15 protein-coding genes are annotated in these 16,794 nt (G+C 61.2%); all 15 read left to right on the forward strand.

The genetic code is table 11. The features are described 5' to 3' along the window. Positions 1-50 precede the first annotated feature (50 nt). Positions 51-1,307: a 2-oxoglutarate dehydrogenase complex dihydrolipoyllysine-residue succinyltransferase gene (gene odhB, locus ACQ4V8_RS02145; protein WP_010399905.1), complete on the forward strand. Its 1,257-nt coding sequence runs from the start codon at positions 51-53 to the stop codon at positions 1,305-1,307. 94 nt (positions 1,308-1,401) lie between these two features. Beyond that, positions 1,402-1,785, forward strand: a complete 384-nt coding sequence (locus ACQ4V8_RS02150) for a PspC domain-containing protein (protein WP_010399903.1) — start codon at positions 1,402-1,404, stop codon at positions 1,783-1,785. Then, a complete protein-coding gene (gene lpdA, locus ACQ4V8_RS02155; protein ID WP_010399900.1) occupies positions 1,775-3,205 on the forward strand; it encodes a dihydrolipoyl dehydrogenase in 1,431 nt (476 codons plus the stop codon). Before ACQ4V8_RS02150 ends, lpdA begins: the two co-directional genes overlap by 11 nt. A 92-nt stretch (positions 3,206-3,297) precedes the next feature. Continuing rightward, positions 3,298-4,395 (forward strand): cell division protein ZapE, encoded by a 1,098-nt coding sequence (zapE, locus tag ACQ4V8_RS02160; RefSeq protein WP_010399899.1) that lies wholly within the window; start codon positions 3,298-3,300, stop codon positions 4,393-4,395. A 16-nt stretch (positions 4,396-4,411) separates the two neighbouring features. Continuing rightward, a complete protein-coding gene (locus ACQ4V8_RS02165; protein ID WP_070346642.1) occupies positions 4,412-5,128 on the forward strand; it encodes a hypothetical protein in 717 nt (238 codons plus the stop codon). 144 nt (positions 5,129-5,272) lie between these two features. Beyond that, the gene (locus ACQ4V8_RS02170) at positions 5,273-5,473 is read left to right on the forward strand and encodes a YdcH family protein (RefSeq protein ID WP_010399897.1); all 201 of its coding nucleotides are present in this window, start codon (positions 5,273-5,275) and stop codon (positions 5,471-5,473) included. A gap of 61 nt (positions 5,474-5,534) precedes the next feature. Continuing rightward, the gene (yoaA, locus tag ACQ4V8_RS02175) at positions 5,535-7,559 is read left to right on the forward strand and encodes a DNA repair helicase YoaA (protein ID WP_334686011.1); all 2,025 of its coding nucleotides are present in this window, start codon (positions 5,535-5,537) and stop codon (positions 7,557-7,559) included. 269 nt (positions 7,560-7,828) lie between these two features. After that, positions 7,829-8,434 (forward strand): toll/interleukin-1 receptor domain-containing protein, encoded by a 606-nt coding sequence (locus tag ACQ4V8_RS02180; RefSeq protein WP_010399895.1) that lies wholly within the window; start codon positions 7,829-7,831, stop codon positions 8,432-8,434. Between the two features lie 19 nt (positions 8,435-8,453). Further along, entirely contained in the window at positions 8,454-10,499 is a 2,046-nt protein-coding gene (locus ACQ4V8_RS02185) for a KGGVGR-motif variant AAA ATPase (RefSeq protein ID WP_070346492.1), read from the forward strand. Between the two features lie 93 nt (positions 10,500-10,592). Further along, on the forward strand, positions 10,593-11,330 hold the full coding sequence (gene surE, locus ACQ4V8_RS02190) for a 5'/3'-nucleotidase SurE (RefSeq protein ID WP_010399892.1): 738 nt from the start codon (positions 10,593-10,595) through the stop codon (positions 11,328-11,330). Between the two features lie 9 nt (positions 11,331-11,339). After that, on the forward strand, positions 11,340-12,230 hold the full coding sequence (locus ACQ4V8_RS02195) for a protein-L-isoaspartate(D-aspartate) O-methyltransferase (RefSeq protein ID WP_010399891.1): 891 nt from the start codon (positions 11,340-11,342) through the stop codon (positions 12,228-12,230). Positions 12,231-12,272: 42 nt separating this feature from the next. Further along, entirely contained in the window at positions 12,273-13,175 is a 903-nt protein-coding gene (locus ACQ4V8_RS02200) for a peptidoglycan DD-metalloendopeptidase family protein (protein WP_070346494.1), read from the forward strand. A gap of 8 nt (positions 13,176-13,183) precedes the next feature. Next, complete coding sequence (rpoS, locus tag ACQ4V8_RS02205; RefSeq protein WP_010399888.1) at positions 13,184-14,200, forward strand: RNA polymerase sigma factor RpoS; 1,017 nt, start codon at positions 13,184-13,186, stop codon at positions 14,198-14,200. Positions 14,201-14,437: 237 nt separating this feature from the next. Further along, positions 14,438-15,781 (forward strand): 23S rRNA (uracil(1939)-C(5))-methyltransferase RlmD, encoded by a 1,344-nt coding sequence (rlmD, locus tag ACQ4V8_RS02210; RefSeq protein ID WP_010399887.1) that lies wholly within the window; start codon positions 14,438-14,440, stop codon positions 15,779-15,781. 602 nt (positions 15,782-16,383) lie between these two features. Then, positions 16,384-16,794, forward strand: a 411-nt coding sequence (locus ACQ4V8_RS02215; protein ID WP_436570812.1) for a carbohydrate-binding protein, incomplete at its 3' end; no start/stop codon positions are given.

A 16,794-nucleotide genomic window follows, 5' to 3' on the forward strand; every position in this document is an offset into this window, starting at 1 on the left:
CCTTGCTACGCAGGGGCGGCGCCGCAATAACAAAATAAACGGAGTTTTACATGGCACAAATCGAAGTCAAAGTTCCCCAGTTGTCGGAATCGGTTGCAGAAGCGACCCTGCTGGCATGGCACAAGAAAGTCGGCGAGGCAGTGACGCGCGACGAAAACATGATCGATATCGAAACCGATAAAGTGGTGCTGGAACTGCCGGCGCCTGTCGCTGGCGTGATCGTGCAGATCATCAAGGCTGACGGCGCTACCGTCGTCGCCGGCGAAGTCATCGCCATTATCGACACTGACGGCTCGGCCAAGGTCAGCCCGATGGAAGTATCGGCCGTGCCTGCGCCAGCGCTGGCCGCCGCCGCGCAAGACGCCGCTATCGCGTCCGCCCCAGCTGCTGCAAGCAAAGGCGATGTCGCCATGCCTGCCGCTGCCAAGATCCTGTCCGAAAAAGGTCTGTCCGCTGGCGACGTCGCCGGTTCGGGCAAAGATGGCCGCGTGACCAAGGGCGACGCCCTGGCCGCTTCCGCCAAGCCAGCTGTCGCGCCATTGGCGCCAGTTGCTGCCAAGCCAGCGCTGCAGCAAGTTGCCACGCCATCGGCTGCCAGTCTGGGCGACCGTCCGGAAGAGCGCGTGCCGATGAGCCGTCTGCGCGCACGTATCGCCGAGCGCCTGCTGCAATCGCAATCGACGAACGCCATCCTGACCACGTTCAATGAAGTGAACATGCAGCCGGTCATCGACCTGCGCAACAAGTACAAGGACAAGTTCGAGAAAGAGCACGGCGTCAAGCTGGGCTTCATGTCCTTCTTCGTCAAGGCCGCCGTCGCCGCCCTGAAAAAATACCCGATCATCAACGCCTCCGTTGACGGCAACGATATCATCTACCACGGCTACTTCGACATCGGCATCGCCGTCGGTTCGCCACGTGGCCTGGTGGTGCCTATCATCCGCAATGCGGACCAGCTGTCGATCGCCGACATCGAGAAAAAAATCGGTGAATTCGGCGCGAAAGCCAAGGATGGCAAGCTGACTCTGGACGACCTGACGGGCGGCACCTTCTCGATCTCGAACGGCGGCACCTTCGGCTCCATGCTGTCGACCCCGATCATCAACCCGCCACAATCGGCCATCCTGGGCGTGCATGCGACCAAGGACCGCGCTGTCGTCGAAAACGGCCAGATCGTGGTGCGTCCGATGAACTACCTGGCCATGTCCTACGATCACCGCATCATCGACGGCCGCGAAGCAGTCCTCGGCCTGGTGGCGATGAAAGAAGCGCTGGAAGATCCTGCACGCCTGCTGCTGGACCTGTAAGCACTGTAGCACCCCGGCGTCGCCGCCGGGGCAATGTAGCTGATACCCCTTGCCAGAAGACGCAGCTGGCTGATCTCAATGAAAGAGGATTCCCATGAACGTCTCTGAAGAAATCAAGCGTCTGCACGAGTTACACCTGGCGGGCGCCCTGAGCGATGCCGAGTTCGCGCAAGCGAAAGCCAAGCTCCTGAGCAATATCAACTTGGACAAGGCGGACAACACGTCCGACGCCAACGCGCCTGCCGGAGCGTCGAATGACCTGGTGCAGGAATTTAATCGCCTGCGCCGTTCGCGCAACGACCGCTGGCTCGGTGGCGTCTGCGGTGGTCTGGGTCGCGCTTCCGGCATGGAAGCGTGGATCTGGCGCCTCGTCTTCGTCCTGTTTACATTGACCTTCGGCTTCGGCGTGGTGATTTACCTTCTATTGTGGATTTTCGTACCAGACGAAGAGATTGGAATAACAAAACATGAGTACTAAACAATTTGACGTAGTTGTCATCGGTGCGGGCCCTGGCGGCTATATCGCCGCCATCCGCGCAGCGCAGCTGGGCTTTTCCGTCGCCTGCGTCGACGAGTGGTCGAACGCCAAGGGCGGTGCCGCTCCTGGTGGCACTTGCACCAACGTCGGCTGCATCCCGTCGAAAGCGCTGCTGCAATCGTCCGAGCATTTCGAGCACGCCGGCCACAGCTTCGCCGAGCACGGCATCGATGTCGCCGGTCTGAAGCTGAACCTGGGCCAGATGCTCAAGCGCAAAGATACCGTCGTCAAGCAAAACAACGACGGCATCCTGTACCTGTTCAAGAAGAACAAGATTGCCTTCTTCCATGGCCGCGCCGCTTTCGCCGCTGCCGCCGCTGGCACGTATGAAATCAGCGTGACGGGCGAAGCCAACGAAACATTGAGCGCCAAGCACGTGGTCATCGCCACGGGCTCGAACGCACGCGAACTGGCGGGCGCACCATTTGACGAGAAATTGATCTTGTCGAACACGGGCGCACTGGCCATCGACGCCGTTCCAGCCAAGCTGGGCGTCATCGGTGCCGGCGTCATCGGCCTGGAAATGGGCAGCGTCTGGCGCCGCCTGGGTTCCGATGTCACCGTGCTGGAAGGCCTGCCGGTCTTCCTCGGCGCCGTGGACGAGCAGATTGCCAAGGAAGCGTTGAAGCTGTTCACCAAGCAAGGATTGAAGATCAACCTCGGTTGCAAGATCGGTGCGATCACGCCAGGCAAGAAAGACGTCAGCGTGCAATTCGTGGACGCCAAGGGCGAAGCGCAAACAGCCGTGTTCGACAAACTGATCATCTCGATCGGCCGTACGCCGAACACGAATGGTCTGGGTGCAGATAAAGTCGGCCTGCAGCTCGACGAGCGCGGCTTCATCGCCGTCGATGGCGACTGCAAGACCAACTTGCCGAACGTGTGGGCGGTGGGCGATGTCGTGCGTGGCCCGATGCTGGCGCACAAGGCGGAAGAAGAAGGCGTTGCCGTGGCCGAACGTATCGCCGGCCAGCACGGCCACACCAACTTCAACACGATTCCTTGGGTGATCTACACCTCGCCGGAAATCGCGTGGGTCGGCAAGACCGAGCAAACCCTGAAGGCCGAAGGCATCGCCTACAAGGCTGGTACCTTCCCGTTCATGGCCAACGGCCGTGCGCGCGCGCTGGGCGATACTTCGGGCATGGTGAAATTCCTGGCCGATGCGACCACCGATGAAATTCTCGGCGTGCACATCGTCGGCCCGATGGCCTCTGAACTGATTTCCGAAGCCGTCGTGGCGATGGAGTTCAAGGCCTCGGCTGAAGACATCGCGCGTATCTGCCACGCACACCCATCCTTGTCGGAAGCGACCAAGGAAGCGGCCCTGGCCGTCGACAAGCGTACGCTGAACTTCTAAGCGTCACCTTACTTCGCAGCGGGCCGGCAAAGCAGTTTCTGCCTTGCCGGCCCGTTTTCGCTATGTCAAGAATCTCTGTTGAATCGAATCCCATGAACGTTGAAGAGTTTTACCAGCACGCGTTGCAGAAGCGTGATTTCAAGGCCGATGCCGCCCAGCGGCGCGCGGTCGACCGCCTGCAACTGTGCTATGACGAGTGGGTGGCTTACAAGGGTCAGCGCTCGAGTACCTTCAAGCGTCTGTTGAACCGTCCTGCCGTGCCAAAGGGCGTGTACATGTGGGGCGGGGTAGGGCGCGGTAAATCGTTCCTGATGGACAGTTTTTACTCGGTCGTGCCGCTGCTGCGCAAGACGCGCTTGCACTTCCACGAATTCATGCGCGGCGTGCACCAGCAACTCGACGAATTGAAAGGCGTGGCCGACCCGTTAGATGAGGTGGCCAAACGCATCGCCAAGAAATACCGCTTGATCTGCTTCGATGAATTCCACGTTTCCGACATCGCCGACGCGATGATCCTGTACAACCTGCTGTCGGCCCTGAGTGCCAATGGCGTGTCTTTCATCATGACCTCGAATTACGCTCCGGACTTGCTGTATCCGGACGGCCTGCACCGCGACCGCATGCTGCCGACCATCGCGCTGCTGAAGGACAAGCTCGATGTGATAAACGTCGATGCCGGTGTCGATTACCGCAGCCGGGCGCTGGAGCAGGTGGAAAGTTACTATACGCCATTGGGCGCTGCGACCGACGAGGCCCTGCGCGACGCCTACACGCGCATCGCCGAGACCGCCGACGAAGACGCGCGCATCCGCATCGAGAGCCGCGAAATCCATTGCCTGCGCCGCGCTGGCGGCATCATCTGGTTCGATTTCGCCACTTTGTGCGGCGGTCCCCGGTCGCAAAATGATTACCTGGAAATCGCCAGCCGCTTCCATACGGTGATATTGTCCGGCATACCGGCCATGTCGGCGTCGCAGTCGTCAGAGGCGCGCCGTTTTACCTGGCTGATCGATGTATTCTATGATCAAAAAGTTAAGCTTGTCATGTCGGCCGAAGTGGTGCCGGAGCAGCTGTACACGAACGGCATGCTGGCCAACGAGTTTCACCGTACCGTGTCGCGTATCGTCGAAATGCAATCGCGCGAATACATGGAAAAAGAACAGCGCGGCGCGGCCGACGCGATCGTTTGAGGCAGGGATGATGAACATGAAGGCAAATACACTCTACAAGCTGGGGGCGGCGCTGAGCTTGGTCCTGGCCTTGTCGGCCTGCGCACACCAGCGGGGCGCGGCATCTGATGAGGTCGGTGCACCGCAAGTGCCCGCCACCTTGTCCGTCGCCGAGGCGGACGCCAAGCTGAAACAGGTGCTCAGCGAGCGCGAGGCCGCTGAAAATGCGTTCGCGGCGCGCGAACTGGAGTGCTACGACAAGTTTTTCGTCAATAGCTGTGTTGACAATGCCAAGGAAAAGCGTCGTCTGATCCTGCTGCGCCTGCGCGCAGTCGAAGCCGAGGCCAACTACTTCAAGCGGGCCGAGTCCGTGCGCTTGCGCGATATCGACCTGGCCAGGACGCAGGAAGATGCACGCCTCGACGCCGAGCAGCGCTCGGCGGCCATGCCCAAGCCGGTGAAGGTGGTCGCGCCCGAGCCAGCACCGCTCAAGCCGGAAGGCAAGAGGGTTGCCGCGCGCGAGGCTGAGCAAGCGGCGAAGGTGGCGAAACAGGCTGCCGTCGATGCCGCCGAGGCGCCGCGCCGCGCGGCCCGCGAGGCAGACTATGCGCGCAGGCAGGCTGACGCCGTGGCGCGTCAGAAACGCGTCGCGCAACGCCTGGCCGAGCGCCAGGCAGAAGCGCAGGCCAAGGCTGCCAAGGCGGCAGCGGCCAGCAAGCCGGCCGTAGCTGTACCTGTGCCGCCTGCTAATTAAGACCGTCGTGTTAGGGCATGCCGGAAATGGCGTGCCCTAACACGCGCGGCAGGTTAAACTACACACTTGCCGGCGATGCCGGCGTCAATGGCTGCGTGCGTACGCTGCGCGCGCCTATTACCAACACTGCCTGGAACGCGACACATGAGCGATGCACAGCATATAGAGCGGCGCCTGATTGAACTTAACGTGGAGCACCGTGACCTCGATGCCGTCATCGAGTTGCTGATACTCGATGGTCATCATGACGAACTGCAGCTGCGCCGCCTGAAAAAGCGTAAATTACAATTGAAGGATCACATCACCTTGCTGAAAATGCAGTTGGTGCCCGATGTTCCCGCCTGAGGGGCGCCAGTAGCGTCCAGTCCCGCCTTCACCTAAGTATATTTTGACCGATCACAATTTATTGCCCGCAAGCCCAGATGGCCAGCCTGCCGATCTGCCAGCCGAACTCCAGGCCGTGCCCGGCAAGCACGATGCCGACATCGAGCGCCTGTTTGGCGCCGGTGGCCCGCTCGGTCCCGCCGTGGGCAGCTACAAGCCGCGCCGTTCGCAAACGGAAATGGCCAAGGCCATCGCCCACGCCATCGATAGCCAGACGACGCTGATCGCCGAGGCGGGCACGGGTACCGGCAAAACCTTTGCCTACCTGGTACCGGCCCTGATGTGGGGCGGCAAGACCATTGTTTCTACCGGTACGAAAAACTTGCAGGACCAGCTCTTCCTGCGCGATATCCCCACCGTGCGTGCCGCATTGCAGGCGCCCGTCTCGGTAGCCTTGCTCAAGGGCCGTTCGAACTACGTCTGCCACTATCACTTGGAACGCACCTTGCAGAACGGTCGCATGACCTCGCGCGACGACGTGGGGCATTTGCGTGAAATTTCTCGCTTCATCAAGATGACCAGCTCCGGCGACAAGGCCGAGCTGGCCAAGGTGCCGGAAAACGCCATGATCTGGAACCTGGTGACATCGACGCGCGATACCTGCATGGGCGCCGAGTGCCAGTATTATCAGGATTGTTTCGTCATGAAAGCGCGCAAGGAAGCGCAGCAGGCCGACGTGGTGGTGGTCAATCATCATCTGTTCTTTGCCGACGTAGCGCTGAAGGACACGGGCGTGGCCGAATTACTGCCTTCGGCCAACACCATCATCTTCGATGAGGCGCATCAGCTGCCCGATACGGCTACTTTATTCTTTGGCAACACGGTCTCCACCTCGCAAGTGCTGGAACTGTGCCGCGATGTGCTGGCCGAGGGCTTGGCGCATGCGCGTGGCATCGACTGGGCAAAAACCGTCACGGTGGTGGAGAAGGCGGCGCGCGATCTGCGTTTGACCTTCCCTCAGGATATCGTGCGCCTGTCGCTGCCGCAGATCGCCGCGTCGAGCGACTTTTTCCCCGCCCTCGAGACTCTCAAAGATGAGCTTGACGGCATGGTGGCCGTGCTGGAAACCCAGGCCGAAAGGGCTGAAACGCTGGAGCAGTGCCGCGTGCGCGGCGTCGAACTGGCGCAGCAATTGAGTGGCTGGAAGTTCGATCCGAAGGCGAAAGTGGCGGTCGGCGAAGAAGCGGTGTTCTGGGTGGAAGCATTTTCCAGTTCGCTGCAATTGCATAAAACGCCATTGTCGATCGCACCGATTTTCAACAACCAGCGCGAAGGTACGCCGCGCAGCTGGATTTTCACGTCCGCCACCCTGGCCGTGAAGAACGACTTCAAGCATTTTTCGGAACAGATGGGCTTGACGGGCGAACCGTCGCACACCTGGCCGAGCCCGTTCGACTATGGCCAGCAGGGCTTGCTGTTCGTGCCGCAAAACCTGCCGCAACCCAATTCGCTGGGCTACACGGATGCCGTCATCGATTGCGCCTTGCCCATCATCGAGGCGGCGGGCGGGCGTACCTTCTTCCTGTGCACCACCTTGCGCGCCGTCAAGCGCGCCGCCGAACGCCTGGCCGACGAATTCAAGCAGCGCGGCCTGAACTTCCCCCTGTTCGTGCAGGGCGAAAAGGGCCGCACGGAATTGCTGGACCAGTTCCGCGCCGCCGGCAACGGCGTGCTGATCGGCAGCCAAAGCTTTTGGGAAGGTGTCGACGTGCGCGGCGATGCGCTCTCTCTGGTGATTATCGACAAGCTGCCGTTCGCGCCACCCGATGACCCGGTGCTGGCCGCGCGCATCGAAGTGATGGAAAAGCAGGGCAAGAACGGTTTCATGCACCACTCGTTGCCGGAAGCGATCATCAACCTGAAGCAGGGTGCGGGCCGCTTGATCCGCGATGAGGGTGACCGGGGCGTGCTGATGCTCTGCGATCCGCGCCTCATTTCCAAACCGTATGGCAAGCGCATCTGGCAAAGCTTGCCACCGTTCAAGCGCACACGCGATAGCGCCGAAGTGGTGGAGTTCTTCCGCAACCTGCCCGCCAAGGGCGTCTAGCCCGAATTGCCGGCGCCCTCCGCGCGCCGGCATATTTCCTTTTATTATCAAGCCACTAGCGCTTCTTGCGCCCGTCTGCGTGCGTGCCTGCTATGCCAGAAATGGGCGTGATCGCGCCAGTTTCTGGCTTTTTCTTGCCCCTTCAGGACGCCAAACACATCTTTGCGCCAGCGCAAACTGAGCTGTTGCCGGGCGGTCTACAGTGAACTCATGCCTTGCAGGATCAAGGCGCGGCGCTGGCAGGGCCGCAGGGGGAACGGGGGGATGTCATGGAGATCCGCTACGGCTGTTTCTTGAGCTATGCACACGGCCAATATGCGTTCATGAACAAGTTCAAGCATGATCTCATCGAAGCGCTGGCTTGCTATCTGGAGCCGCACCTTGACCGCGAGGAAGTGCTGTTCATCGACAGTGAACAACTGGGCGGCGGCGATGACATCGACCTGCGCGTGGCGCGCGCCATGTGTCAGAGCGTTTGCATGATCGTGCTGTACACGCCCAAATATGAAGCGCACGGCTACACGCGACGCGAATTTGCTGCCATGCAACTAATCGAGCAGGAGCGGCGCGCCTGGTATGAGCTGCCCAGCCATCTGATCATCCCCATCATCATGACGCGCCATCCTGACGGCTTGCCGCTGCAAATAACGGACTCGGGACTGTACGTCGATTTTTCCGGCTACACGCTGGCCAGCGGCGACTTGAAGTCGAATCCGCAATACCTGCCCGACATCGATCGCATCGTGCAGCGCATTGCCACGCATTACCACTTGCTCAAGCGCTCGACACCGCCCGGCCACGATTGCAGTCGTTTCGTGTTACCCGCCATCCCGCCGGAATGGCGTGCCATTCCGCCCCCCCACTTTCCACGTTAATCACGTAAAAGGTCTCGTCATGGAATGCCAACGCCTGTCCCTGCCACCTTTGAGCGCCACTGGCGAAGTCGTTACTTTCTATTCCTACAAGGGTGGTACCGGCCGCAGCATGGCCTTGTCGAACATCGCCGTCTTGCTGGCACGGCGCGAAAATGCCAGCGTACCCGTACTGATGCTGGACTGGGACATGGAAGCGCCGGGTCTGCACCATTATTTTGAACAGCACGAGGAGCGCCCGGGCGTGCTGGAGTTTTTCGAGGCGTGCCGCCAGCAGATCGAGCGCATCTGCCTGGAAACGGCGGGCATGCGCGCCGGCGGGCGCGATGCGCAGAGTGCGGATGCAGCGCTGGCGCAGCGCGTGCTCGACGCCATCGACTGGCAGCAGTACGTGGTGCGCGTCGACCAGGGCAGCGCGCTATATCTGATGCGCGCGGGACGCTTCGACGCCAGCTACAGCGAGCGCCTGGCGCAGATGCACTGGGACCAGTTGTTCGATGCCTGTCCGGCCCTGTTTCGCTGCTTCGCCGATACCCTGGCCCGGCATTTCCGCTATGTACTGGTCGATTCGCGTACGGGCCGCACCGACAGTGCCGGTATCTGCACTACCTTGTTGCCGAAAAAGCTGGTGGTGGTCTTCACGCCGAACCGGCAAAGCCTGGAAGGGGTCGATGCGCTCGTCAAGCGGGCCATCGACTACCGCTGCAGCCATGAGGACGAACAGCGCCCGCTGCTGGTGTACCCCTTGCCTTCGCGCATAGAAATGGGCGACTGCGCGCAGCGCGCCGAGTGGCGCCGCGGCGATGCGCACAAGGGTATCGCCGGCTTCCAGCCCTTGTTCGAGCGCTTGTTGCGCACGTCCTACGGTTTGTCGCAAATTTCCCTCGACAGCTATTTCGACGAAGTCCAGCTGCAGCAGACGAAAACGTTTGCTTATGGCGAGCAGCTGGCCGTGCGCATCGATCAGGGCGGCGACCGCTTTTCCCTCACGCGCACCTTCGAAGCCTTTTTGCAGTGGTTGACGGGCGGCTACTTCCCATGGCAGTCGAGCCGTGAAATCGCCTTGCTGGGCGCTATCGGCGAAGCGCGCCAGGCCTTGCTGCTTGAGCCGGGCCGCGCCGTGGCTTTGCCGCTGGCGCGCGACCTGGCCGGCCTGGGCGAGTTGTATCGCAAGGACGGGCGCAGCGCGCAAGCGCTCGATGCCTTCCGCCAGAGCGTCGAGATTCGCGTACGCCTGCTGGGCGAGGAACATCCCGACAGCCTGGCGTGCAAGAGCGGCATGGCGCGCCTGTTGCGCCAGTTGGGCAAGCTCGACGAAGCGCGCTTCCTGGAAGAGGACGTGCTCGATGTGCGCCAGCGCGTACTCGGCAGCGAGCATCCCGATACCCTGGCTGCGCGGGCCTGCCTGGCGCGCACCGTCTTGCAGCAGGGGGAACTGGCGGCGGCGCTGCTGCTGCAAGATAGCGTGTTGGCAAGCTACGCGTGCCAACTGGGCGGCGAGCACCCGCTGACCCTGGAGGCGATGGATGGCCGCGCCGCCACGCTGCTGCGCATGGGACGGCTGACGCAGGCGCAGCAAGTGCTGGGCACGGTGGTGGCGACGCGCGAGCGCCTGTTTGGTGCCGAGCATGGCGATACCTTGCGCAGCAAGCGGCTCCTGGCGCAGGCGCTGGGACGCGAAGGCGACCTGGAAGGCGCGCGGCGCCTGCTCGCTGCCGTGCTGCAGGCGCAGCAGCGGCGCCTGGGCAGCGAGCATGCGGCTACCCAGGCCACGCGCCACTTGCTGGCCGATGTCGTGGCCGAGCCTGACATCCTGGCCAGCATGGTCTCGATGTTGCAGGGCATGATAGAGCGCGAACAGTATCCGCAGGCGGGTGAACTGGCCGAACAGTTGAAGTCTTGCCTGCTGCGTCCCGGTGTGTCTGGCAAGCTGCGCCGGCGCGCCATGGTGCAACTTAAAAGGCTGTACAAATTGCAAGGCAATCTGAATGCCTTGCTGGCCTTGCAAGAGACCGAAGTGCAGGCGCTGGAAGGGGGCTGGTGCGAGACGCGCACCGCACAGCGCTGATGCAGTGCGCCACGCCAGGGCGGCGGCATAAATAATGCTGCCATTTGGCGTGGGCACGCGCAGTGTTGGCATTGCTTCAGGTAAAATCCGCTTATGAGAATTCTTATTAGTAACGACGACGGCTACCTGGCGCCAGGCCTCGCGGCCCTGGCCGACGCACTCGCACCCATTGCGGAAATCGTCGTGGTGGCGCCCGACAGCAACCGCTCGGGCGCATCCAATTCGCTATCCCTGGACCGGCCCCTGTCCGTGCACAAGGCTGCCAACGGCTTCTATTTTGTCAATGGCACGCCGACTGATTGTGTACACGTGGCGCTGACGGGCATGCTCATCGAGCGCCCCGACCTGGTGGTTTCCGGCATCAACAATGGCCCCAACATGGGTGATGACACCCTGTATTCGGGCACTGTGGCGGCCGCCACGGAAGGCTATCTGTTCGGCATTCCCGCCATCGCTTTTTCGCAGGCGCAGTTTGGCTGGGCTAACCTGGACGCGGCCGCCCGCGTAGCCAGAGAAATCGTTGAGCGCCAGTTTGACGCCTTGCAGAAGCCGTATTTGTTGAATGTGAACATACCGGCCATCCCTTACGAGCAATTGCAAGGCATGGTTGCCACGCGCCTAGGCAAGCGCCATTCGTCCGAACCGGTGATCCGCGCCCTCGATCCGCGTGGCCGTGAAATCTTTTGGATCGGCCCCGCCGGCGCCGCCAAGGAAGGCGGTCCGGGCACCGATTTCCATGCCGTTGAACATCGACAAGTGTCGATCACGCCGCTGCAGATTGATCTGACACACACCACGCAACTCGATGCACTGGCAAAAGGCCTGGCATGAGCGCTCACTATGACTGACAAGCCGCGTACCTTCCCCCTTACCCTCGATTCGCTGGCCGGCAAGCCTGCCAGACAGGGCGGGGGGCAGTCGCTGGCGCAGTCCAGGATCGCCACGCCGCAGACGGCGACGCAGAATGCGGCGCAAAATGCGGCCAGGGCAGGCGCCTCATACCACCCGGCCACGCTGCCCATTGCGCCGTCGCGCGCTCAGGCTATCGCCAATGAGCGGGCGCAGCCGGCCGTGATGTCGCCACCACGGCAAAACCCGCTGGTATCGGACGCCGTGCGCCGGGCCATGGTGGCGCGTATCGCGAAGCAGGGCGTCAAGGATCAGGTGGTGCTCGACGCCATGCAAGCTGTGCCGCGCCATCTGTTCATGGACGAGGCGCTGGCATCGCAGGCATATATCGACGCCTCCTTGCCTATCGGCCACCACCAGACCATTTCGCAGCCGTACATCGTGGCGCGCATGATCGAAGTGATGCGCCAGGGTAGGAACTTGCAGCGCGTGCTGGAAATCGGCACCGGCTGCGGTTACCAAGCGACGGTGCTGTCGCTGGTGGCCAAAGAGGTGTATTCGATCGAGCGCATCCGCCCCCTGCACGAGTTGGCGAAGGCCAATCTGCGCCCGCTGCGCGTGTCAAATCTGCGTTTGCAGTACGGAGATGGTATGCTTGGCCTGCCGCAGGCGGCCCCGTTCGACGGGATCATCCTTGCCGCAGCCGGCCTGGAAGTCCCGCAAGCCTTGCTGGAACAGCTGGCGCCCGGCGGGCGTCTGGTCGCCCCTGTGGGGGCTAAATTGCAACACTTGCAACTCATTACCCGGGTGGGGAAAATGGAATGGACCAGCCAGGCCCTGGAAAACTGCCATTTCGTGCCTTTGCGCCCGGGCACCATATGATCCCCGGATCAGCTAGCAAGCAGAACCTACATAGACATACGAATGATTAAGAACAGTAAATTACTCCTTTGCAGCATCGCGCTCGCTGCCCTGCTGAGCGGTTGCGGCACCACGGGTGTCCAGGCGCCCATCGTTGAGCGCCATCCATCGAGCAGCGCCGCCGCCAGCGATCCGCGCGACCGCGATCCGGCCTATTACACCGTCAAGCGCGGCGACACGCTGCTGCGCATCGCCCTGGAACACGGCCAGAATTACCGCGATCTGGTGGTCTGGAATGACTTGAGCAACCCGAACGACATCAAGGTTGACCAGGTATTGCGCGTGCTGCCGCCCAATGGCGGCACGGGCGGCGCGCAGACCTCGGCCATCGTCATGCCGCCGGTCACGGAAATCAAAGCGGCGGCGCCTGTCGTGCCGAAGAAAACGGGGCCGCGCGGCGAGAAGCGCGCGTATTCCGATGCCACGCTGGCCGAATTGCGCGCCGACGGCGGCGCCACGGACGCCAAGCCTGCCCCGGCCGTTGCTGCCGCGCCGGCAGGCGCTGTGGCAACACCTGCCGCGCAAGCGGCTGGCGACGACAAGATCAGCTGGATGTGGCCTTCCGAAGGCAAGGTCATCGGTACTTTTGACGAAGGCAAGAACAAGGGCGTCGATATCGCCGGCAAGGTGGGACAGCAAGTGGTGGCGGCCGGTACGGGAAAAGTCATGTATGCCGGGAGCGGAATCCGTGGTTATGGTAATCTCGTTATCGTAAAGCACAGCAACAGCCTGTTGTCGGCGTATGCGCATAACCGCAGCATCCTGGTGAAGGAGGGGCAGAACGTCAACAAAGGCCAGGCCATCGCCGAAATGGGCGATTCCGATGCCGACAGGGTGAAGCTGCACTTTGAAATTCGCCAACAGGGTAAGCCTGTCGATCCTTCGAAATTTCTGCCTAACCGTTAGGTAAAGCAATGACACACGCGCCGCACGATCAGCTCGATGATGAGCAGGAATTGCCCGAAGACGCGGCCGACGACGTCGGCGAGCTCGACGCCATTGATGCCGTCGACGCGGCCGAGCGCGGCGAGGTGGCCGGCGTGAGCGTGCTGGTCGAAAGTGTGGAGGAACTGAAGAAGGTGCTGGCGGCCGAGCTGTCGACCGACACCACGCAGCACTATTTGAACCAAATTGGCACGCGACCGCTGCTGACTGCGCTGCAAGAGGTCCATTACGCCACCCTCGCCAAGCAGGGCACGTTCGAAGCGCGGCAAATCATGATCGAGCACAACCTGCGCCTGGTTGTGTCGATCGCCAAGCATTACATCAACCGCGGCGTGGTCTTGCTCGACATGATCGAGGAGGGCAATATCGGCCTGATGCGGGCCATCGACAAGTTCGAGCCCGAGCGCGGTTTTCGCTTTTCCACCTACGCCACCTGGTGGATACGCCAGAGCATCGAGCGCGCCATCATGAACCAGGCACGCACGGTGCGCCTGCCCGTGCACATGGTGCGCGAACTGAATCAAATTTTGCGCGCCAAATACCATCTGGAAGCCCAGCACCACGATGGCAAGGATGCCAGCGCGGAAGACATTGCGCACCTGGTGGGGCGTCCCGTCGAAGAAGTGCAGGATATCCTGGCCCTGTCCGAACATGCCACCTCGCTCGACGCGCCGCTCGATAACGATCCGCAGTCTTCCCTGATGGACATGTTGCCCGGCGCCAGCGAAGACTGCCCCGATGCGCGCGCGGAACACCATGAAATGACGCTGCTGGTGCGTGACTGGCTGACCAAGCTGCCCGACAAGCAGCGTGTGGTCATCATGCGCCGTTTCGGCCTCGACAACGACGATCCGGCGACGCTGGAAACGCTGGCCGAGGAAATGGGCGTGACGCGCGAGCGCGTACGCCAAATCCAGCAGGAAGCCTTGATCAAGCTTAAACGGGCCATGGCGGCACGCGGCGTGGTGCGCGATTCCTTACTGTAGCAAGTCTGATAAAACGCATCGGCGGCGTTGCATGGCCTCGCCGTACTGGCGTACTGTCTTCGGCCACGCGCCTTGCCCTGCGCATTTTCTCAGGCTTGCTGCCCGGTGCGGGCTTGAGCGGCTTTTGCCTGTCGCGATCTGCTATCATACGCCCCGCTCGCGGCGCCTGACCTTTCCCTATTGTTTCAAGTTCCAGCGCGGCCCTGCGTCCTGGCCCACTCTTACCTATTGATCGCTATGCAAGAAAATATCATCGAAATCAAATCGCTCGACATGGACGCCCGTGGCGTTGGCCATATTGAGAACGAAGACGGCTCGCCGGGCAAGGTCGTGTTTGTCGAAGGCGCATTGCCGGGAGAGCGCGTCAGCTTTGTGACGTTCAAGAAAAAGAAGAACTGGGAGATGGCCCGCATGACGGCGCTGCACCGCGAATCAGCGATGCGCGTGACGCCAAAATGCAAGCATTTCGACAACTGCGGTGGCTGCTCCATGCAGCATCTGGAGCCATCGGCGCAGGTGGCGATCAAGCAGCGCGTGCTGGAAGATAACTTGTGGCATATCGGCAAGGTGCGTCCGCAAAATATCATGCGCCCCATGTACGGCCCGACCTGGGGCTACCGCTACCGCGCGCGCCTGTCCGTGCGTCATGTCAAGAAGAAAGACGCCGTGCTGGTGGGCTTCCATGAAAAGAAATCGGCTTTCGTCGCCGATATGGATAGCTGCGAAATCTTGCCGCCGCACATCTCTGCCATGCTGCTGCCGCTGCGCGCGCTGATCGGTTCGCTGTCCATCTTCGAGCAGATGCCGCAGATCGAGCTGGCCGTGGGCGAAGACGTCACGGCCATGGTCTTGCGCATCATGGCGCCATTGACGGCGGACGACGAAACGACATTGAAGGCCTTTGCCGACGCTTACGGCGTGCAATGGTGGCTGCAAGTCAAAGGCCCGGAAACTGCCGTGCCCTTCTATCCGCTGGATAAGCAATTGCACTATCTGCTGCCTGAATTCGGCGTCAAGATGCCGTTCAAGCCCGTCGATTTTACGCAAGTAAACCACCACATCAATCGCGTGCTGGTGTCGAAAGCGCTGCGTTTGCTGGAAGTGCAGCCGACCGACCGCGTGGCCGACCTGTTTTGCGGCCTCGGTAATTTCACCTTGCCGCTGGCCACGCAGGGCCGCGAGGTGGTGGGTATCGAAGGCAGCACCACGCTCACTGAGAGGGCGCTGGAAAACGCCCTGGCCAATGGCTTGGCGGAAAAAACCTCGTTCTCGACGCGCAATTTGTTTGAGGTGACAACAGACGACCTGATTGCGCTGGGCAAGTTCGACCGCATCCTCGTCGACCCGCCGCGCGATGGTGCCATGGCGCTGTGCCAGGCTTTGGTGGGCTTGTCGCAAGTGCGTCCGGACATGCTGCCGAAGCGCATCGTCTATGTGTCCTGCAGCCCATCGACCCTGGCGCGCGACGCCGGCATCCTGGCGCTGGAAGCGGGCTATGTGCTGAGCAAGGCGGGCGTGGTCAATATGTTCCCGCACACCTCGCACGTGGAGTCGATGGCAGTGTTTGATCTGGCGCAATAAGCATGAAAACACGGCGGGTGGCCAGGCAGGCACCCGCCGTTGCCGTATTTGGCGGTGCAGCAAGCTGACGCAATACCACTTGCAGCGTGTTATAAAACTGGTCTGGCTTTTCCTGATGCAGCGTCTTTTTTCATTCTCCCCCTGTCGTTTTTTCATTGTCCAGTAGGACAACACGCCGTCGGCATGCGCCGCTGCGCTTTTCGCGCGAAGTGGTATTGCTCACTTTGATGCCACTTTAAAACCACTTGACCGCCTATTTTTTCAGCACCATGCTGTGCTCGCAACTGAAAAAAACAGATCAAGGGTTAATGCCGTTCAGTTAAGGGTTTTGGCGTGATTGATGAGCGCCAGTAAATTCGCTAACCCCAGAGGCAAAGAGCTGGGGTCGGTCACTTCGTGATCGGAATGTGCTCCATTGAAGCACATTCCCCCTCGGGGTCCGACCCCTGTCCTAGTTCTTGGGCTAAAAATAGCATCACTAACACACTAACTGAACGGCATTACAGATCAAGGGTAGCTATTGACGAAGCAGAGTGGTATTTCCGCAAACCTGAACAGGAGACAGCGTGGAAAATTTACTAATCAAAAAAACAATCAGGAATATGATGGTATGTCTGGCCAGCGGTGGCGTGCTGGCGGCATGTGGCGGCGGTGGTGATGCCAGCGCGCCCGCAGGCTCGCAATTGCTGGCGGCCAGTGCGGTGCTCGCGTGCGTGCCGTGGCAAGAGGGCGGCACCTACAACGCCGGTGCGGTGGTCACTTACCTGGGTGCTAACTACACGGCCTTGGTGACGCAAACCGACCATGTGGGTTCTGGTTGGAATCCCGTGTCCTCGCCTAGCCTGTGGAGCGCCGGCGGCAGCTGCGACGGCGGCACCACGCCGACGCCCACACCAACACCAACACCAACACCAACACCAACACCAACACCAACACCAACACCAACACCAACACCAACACCAACACCAACACCAACACCAACACCAACACCAACACCAACACCAACACCAACA

Source organism: Janthinobacterium paucivorans (assembly GCF_051380805.1).
GTDB lineage: Bacteria > Pseudomonadota > Gammaproteobacteria > Burkholderiales > Burkholderiaceae_D > Janthinobacterium > Janthinobacterium lividum_D.

Coding starts and splice junctions, on each gene's coding strand:
- odhB (WP_010399905.1), top strand. CDS start 51: ATGGCACAAATCGAAGTCAAAGTTCCCCAGTTGTCGGAATCGGTTGCA.
- ACQ4V8_RS02150 (WP_010399903.1), top strand. CDS start 1,402: ATGAACGTCTCTGAAGAAATCAAGCGTCTGCACGAGTTACACCTGGCG.
- lpdA (WP_010399900.1), top strand. CDS start 1,775: ATGAGTACTAAACAATTTGACGTAGTTGTCATCGGTGCGGGCCCTGGC.
- zapE (WP_010399899.1), top strand. CDS start 3,298: ATGAACGTTGAAGAGTTTTACCAGCACGCGTTGCAGAAGCGTGATTTC.
- ACQ4V8_RS02165 (WP_070346642.1), top strand. CDS start 4,412: ATGAAGGCAAATACACTCTACAAGCTGGGGGCGGCGCTGAGCTTGGTC.
- ACQ4V8_RS02170 (WP_010399897.1), top strand. CDS start 5,273: ATGAGCGATGCACAGCATATAGAGCGGCGCCTGATTGAACTTAACGTG.
- ACQ4V8_RS02180 (WP_010399895.1), top strand. CDS start 7,829: ATGGAGATCCGCTACGGCTGTTTCTTGAGCTATGCACACGGCCAATAT.
- ACQ4V8_RS02185 (WP_070346492.1), top strand. CDS start 8,454: ATGGAATGCCAACGCCTGTCCCTGCCACCTTTGAGCGCCACTGGCGAA.
- surE (WP_010399892.1), top strand. CDS start 10,593: ATGAGAATTCTTATTAGTAACGACGACGGCTACCTGGCGCCAGGCCTC.
- ACQ4V8_RS02195 (WP_010399891.1), top strand. CDS start 11,340: ATGACTGACAAGCCGCGTACCTTCCCCCTTACCCTCGATTCGCTGGCC.
- ACQ4V8_RS02200 (WP_070346494.1), top strand. CDS start 12,273: ATGATTAAGAACAGTAAATTACTCCTTTGCAGCATCGCGCTCGCTGCC.
- rpoS (WP_010399888.1), top strand. CDS start 13,184: ATGACACACGCGCCGCACGATCAGCTCGATGATGAGCAGGAATTGCCC.
- rlmD (WP_010399887.1), top strand. CDS start 14,438: ATGCAAGAAAATATCATCGAAATCAAATCGCTCGACATGGACGCCCGT.